Here is a 4127-nt window from a genome sequence, read left to right as displayed (position 1 = left end):
CAGCGTGGGTGTTGCGGATCCCGGCGAGCACGGTCGCGATGTGCCGGTCCATGCGGTCCAAGGGCGTCCCGCGCTGCGTATAGTTCCAGGCCAGCGCTGAGAGCCGGCGCTCGATCGTCGCGACCGAGTTTGCCTGGCGATCGGCCGTCGCGGCGCCGGAGGCGCAGGCGGTGATGTAAAGCCCGACCGTCTGGGGGGAGGGGGGCAGCACCTCGAGGCCCTGGCGCCGGCACCAGGCGGAAAAGTGCTTCCAGTCGGAGGCATAGGCCCGGCGCGTGTTGGCCGAGCTCGCCGCCTCGACATAATTGCGGGCGCGATCGGCCAGCCGTTCCAGATGCGCCGGAAGGGCAGCGGAGGCGGCTTCGGCCCCCTCCCTCACGGCTTCCGAAGTGACGGGAAGGTTTTCGCTACCGGGAGGAAGGATGTTCATCTTCAGGCCGCCTTGATGTCGGTCTGCGAGAAGTCATTGCCCTTGAACAGCAGGGGCTCTCCGGTGAGGGTGGCGAGAGCGTAAGAAAAGCAATCGCCAAAGTTCAGCTTGGCGGAATGCCGGCCTTTCCCATACCGCCGCCACGCCCGCCGCGCCTGATCGGCATGCCCAGCCGAGACTGGAACAATCTCCACGCCAACCTTATGCAGCCAGAGATCAAGCTCGGCGCCGCCGCCATCGCCCAACTTTGATTCGATCCCTATTCCAGCTTCCACCACCGTCGCTGCCGACATCAGCCGGACAGGGTCGGCCGCAATGCGATGCTCAAAGTCGCTGGCCTCCGGCTCATTCAAAAGAACTGCCAGAATGGCGGATGAGTCGATCACCATCAGATCGGCAAGCCGTTTTCATCGTACCCGATGATTTCATCTATACTGCGCGGGTCGAGGATCGGGAGGGCAGATAGGCGGCGCCGAATGGCTTCCATGTCCTCAAGCAGCTTCGCCTTGGTCACGTCGGCATCGACCCGCCGCACCCTATCCTCAAGAGCGCGCCTGGTCGCGAGGGTGATCGTCTCTCCGGTGCGCTCGGCTAGCCTGCGTGCGAGTTTTTCTGTCTCAGTATCTTTGATACTCAGTGCCATGTCGGAGTTCCTTGGTGCCTATTTTTCAATATTCCACCTATATAACACCACCCGCGCACGATTGCACGAAACTCGGGATGCGCATTCTCGTCATGCTGGGCGCTGGATCGTGGGAGAAACTATGGCAAGGCTTCAATGACTTCCCGCCGCCTCAGGGCGCTTAGGAAGGTGCGATTGCTCCGAAGGCCCTAATCGGGTTCTGGGCGTGCCGGCAGGCCCGGTTTTTTAATGGCGGGAGAGGGGAGGGGGCCTCGGCAGGATTCTGGGTCGATCTTCGTCTGAGCCGCGTCAGAAAGGGCGGCCGCGAGTGGTTCCGAAGCGGTCGCTGGAGGGTGGCTCATGCCGAGGCCTCCCAAGGATTGATCACCGTGGCGCCCGTATCCTCGAAATCCCCCACATTGCGGGTGACGAGGATGAGGTCGTGGACGATCGCGGTGGCGGCGATCAGCCCGTCGATATCGCCGCGCGGCCGGATCGCGGCGATGCGGCCCCGTTCGACGGAGATCTGGTCGGTCACCGCCAGGATGCGGTCGGCGTGGTCGTGGCGCAGCTTGCGCAACCATTCGGCCAGATAGCCAGCCGCCTTCGGGTCCGACTTCTGCTTGAGCGCAATGCCGCGCATGATTTCGCCGGGGTGAGGGTGCTGAGGTGAACGCTGGCCGGATCGACCGCGCGCAGCCAGCCGGTGGCCTGCACAGAGCCGCGCCGCGCCTCGGAGACGACATTGGTGTCGACCAGATACATCAGAACGCCACGTCACGGCTGGGGGTCTTGGCGCGCTGCGTCACGGCCTCGGCCAGGTCGTCATCCCAGCTGGGCCCGGCCAGCAAGTCGTCGACCAGGGTCGGCCGGCCGGAGCGGAGCGCGTCGTAATCGGCGGCCGACAACACCACGGCGGCCCGCTCGCCGCGCAGGGTCACGACCTGCGGGCCTTCGCGGCGGGCCTTCTGCACCACCTTGGAAAACTGGTTCTTGGCGTCCTGCAGCGGCCATTCCATGTTGCACGGTCCTAGCTAGACAGGCTAGCTATTTTCTAGAAGGCGTCGTCGTCGAGGTCAAGGATGGGCGCCGACGGGTCGACGGCCAAAAGATCACGCCTGGAGCCGGGCTCTCAGGCGACTTCGAGCGCTCTGGCGCACCATTTTCGAAGGTCTCGGCGGCGCTATCGGGCATTCTCTCTATCATGAGCAAAACGAACGATAAGGCAACATTATCATTCGTTGTTATCCACCGACAAGCGCGGCGGTTTGTGGCGCTTTTGATGGTGTAAAGCGCCGTGAGCAGTTACCATTGGTCATGCCGTCGCGCGCGCGAACCCTCCCTGACCCCCCACCGACCTTCCCGCCCTTTCCAACCTGGGGCCGGCAGGCCTTATCCGGGCAATCCGTTGATGATGCGGCGTTTTTCGCCGGTGCGGCGCTGGCCGCGATCCATCCGATCGCCCGCAGCGAGCACCCGCTCGGCCTGCTCTGGCGCCATCGTCTGTCGCTCGCCGATGCCGCCGTGCTCGCCCGGCATGGCGGCCGCACCGAGGACGAGGCGACGCTGCGCGACGCTTGGTATCTGCGCCGCGAGACCGATGACCCCGGCCCGGGCGGGCGCATCCTCAAGGCCTGGCGGTATCTCGGCGAGCGCGCCGCCATGGTGCCGGACGACTGGATGATCACGCTGCCCATTCGGTTCGAGCTGAGCTTCGACGACGCGTTCGTAGACGTCGTCGCCGCCGCAGTGAAGCTGGCGGTCGGGCAGGGAAGCGCGATCGCGGCCGCCGCCGAGATCGCGGCGATGAGCATGCGTTTGGTCCCTGCAAGCGAACCGCTGGCCTTGTGGCTGGCCGACATCGTGCTCGCCCACCGCCTGAAATGGCCGATCGCCGTGCCGCTGATCGCCGGCCAAGTTCGACGCGGCGATCTGCGCGCCGCGGGCAAGGTTGGCGGCCCGAACGAGGCCTGGTTGGCGGCCTGTGCGCTGGCCTATGCACGCGCCGCCGCCGCCGCATCGGATCTCTACGCCGACCTCGTGCGGCGGGCCAACCGGCTGCTCGCGGCCGCACCGAAGCTGCGCGGCCGCGACGCCGGCAGGATGGTCCTGATCCTGCTGATGGAAGACGCCCAGGCGGCGCGCCCAGGCAAGACCGCGAGCGACCGCAGCACGCGACGGCTGTTCGAACGGCTGGTGTCGCTCGGCGCGGTGCGCGAGCTCACCGGCCGTCCGACCTCCCGATTGTACGGGCTCTGACATGGGCCGGCGCGCGCGACTGAAAGCGGATCTCGACACCGAACTGGCCGACCTGCCGCCGGAGCTGCGCTGGCGCGAATGGATGGGCCGGGTCGAGGCCGTCATCTTCGCCTCGCCGGCCCCGGTGACGCGCGAGGTCCTGACGCGCGTCGTCGGCCGCGGCTGCAACCTCGATCTCATCATCGACGATATCCGCGACGAGCTGCGCGGCCGGCCTTACGAGCTTGTTGCCGTCGCCGGCGGCTGGCAGCATCGCACCCGGAAAAACTTCGCCGAGGCGATCCGGGCTGCGATCGGCGCCGGCAACGATGGCAAGACCTTGTCACAGACCGAAACGCTGATCCTCGCCTGCATCGCCTATTACCAGCCGATCAATCGCAGCGAATTGTCGTCCTTCTTTGGCAAGGAGGTCAGCCGCGATACCATCGCCCGTCTGCGCGGATTGGGGTTCATCGCGAGCGGCCCGCGCAGCCCGCAGCTAGGGGCGCCCTACACCTACGTGACGACCAAGGGGTTCCTGTCGCACTTCGGCTTGGAGACGCTGCGCGATCTTCCGGATATGGAAGCGCTGGAGGACGCCGGCCTGCTCAGCAAGGACAAAATGTTGGCGGGGGAGTTTCCGGATCCCTTGCCGGCACATGACGAGAACCAGCTCGATGACGAACAAGCTGCAGATTGACCGAATATGGCCTAGTACCCGGAATCAGAGCTGAGTGATACGGCGCCCTGTGAAGCGGCGTTGACGGACCTTTTTCTTGGTCCAGACGAAGGGCTCGGCTTTGTCGTTGTACGCGTTGACGTAGGCATCGATGTGTT

6 protein-coding genes and 2 pseudogenes are annotated in these 4127 nt (G+C 65.5%); 2 read left to right on the top strand and 6 right to left on the bottom strand.

The genetic code is table 11. From position 1 onward, the window contains the following. The 5 genes and pseudogenes from ACZYOF_RS42615 to ACZYOF_RS42595 form a co-directional block, all read right to left on the bottom strand. A partial coding sequence (locus ACZYOF_RS42615) for a site-specific integrase (protein ID WP_463719480.1) occupies positions 1-430 on the bottom strand: 430 nt, incomplete at its 3' end. 2 nt (positions 431-432) lie between these two features. Beyond that, a complete protein-coding gene (locus ACZYOF_RS42610; protein ID WP_130584415.1) occupies positions 433-819 on the bottom strand; it encodes a type II toxin-antitoxin system VapC family toxin in 387 nt (128 codons plus the stop codon). Then, a complete protein-coding gene (locus ACZYOF_RS42605; RefSeq protein WP_130584414.1) occupies positions 819-1073 on the bottom strand; it encodes a type II toxin-antitoxin system VapB family antitoxin in 255 nt (84 codons plus the stop codon). Before ACZYOF_RS42605 ends, ACZYOF_RS42610 begins: the two co-directional genes overlap by 1 nt. 337 nt (positions 1074-1410) lie before the next feature. Next, positions 1411-1817: pseudogene (locus tag ACZYOF_RS42600) on the bottom strand (PIN domain-containing protein). Next, complete coding sequence (locus ACZYOF_RS42595; protein WP_394567574.1) at positions 1817-2071, bottom strand: type II toxin-antitoxin system Phd/YefM family antitoxin; 255 nt, start codon at positions 2069-2071, stop codon at positions 1817-1819. The pseudogene ACZYOF_RS42600 and the gene ACZYOF_RS42595 overlap by 1 nt, the downstream one beginning before the upstream one ends. A gap of 298 nt (positions 2072-2369) precedes the next feature. Here ACZYOF_RS42595 and ACZYOF_RS42590 point away from each other — a divergent pair, with 298 nt between their 5' ends. Both ACZYOF_RS42590 and scpB read left to right on the top strand, forming a co-directional pair. Continuing rightward, a complete protein-coding gene (locus ACZYOF_RS42590) occupies positions 2370-3311 on the top strand; it encodes a DUF1403 family protein (protein WP_463719481.1) in 942 nt (313 codons plus the stop codon). A gap of 1 nt (position 3312) precedes the next feature. Continuing rightward, complete coding sequence (gene scpB, locus ACZYOF_RS42585) at positions 3313-3990, top strand: SMC-Scp complex subunit ScpB (RefSeq protein ID WP_463719479.1); 678 nt, start codon at positions 3313-3315, stop codon at positions 3988-3990. 24 nt (positions 3991-4014) lie between these two features. Here the strand turns inward: scpB and ACZYOF_RS42580 are convergent. After that, positions 4015-4127: pseudogene (locus ACZYOF_RS42580) on the bottom strand (IS630 family transposase); the annotation flags it as partial.

This window comes from Bradyrhizobium sp. LeoA1Lang, from assembly GCF_055413685.1.
The sequence above is the reverse complement of the archived record's forward strand: the minus strand, read 5'-3'. Positions and strand labels throughout refer to the sequence as shown.

What these genes read in the sequence shown, in the direction of transcription:
- ACZYOF_RS42610 (WP_130584415.1), bottom strand. Translation starts at nt 819, where the DNA reads ATGGTGATCGACTCATCCGCCATTCTGGCAGTTCTTTTGAATGAGCCG.
- ACZYOF_RS42605 (WP_130584414.1), bottom strand. Translation starts at nt 1,073, where the DNA reads ATGGCACTGAGTATCAAAGATACTGAGACAGAAAAACTCGCACGCAGG.
- ACZYOF_RS42595 (WP_394567574.1), bottom strand. Translation starts at nt 2,071, where the DNA reads ATGGAATGGCCGCTGCAGGACGCCAAGAACCAGTTTTCCAAGGTGGTG.
- ACZYOF_RS42590 (WP_463719481.1), top strand. Translation starts at nt 2,370, where the DNA reads ATGCCGTCGCGCGCGCGAACCCTCCCTGACCCCCCACCGACCTTCCCG.
- scpB (WP_463719479.1), top strand. Translation starts at nt 3,313, where the DNA reads ATGGGCCGGCGCGCGCGACTGAAAGCGGATCTCGACACCGAACTGGCC.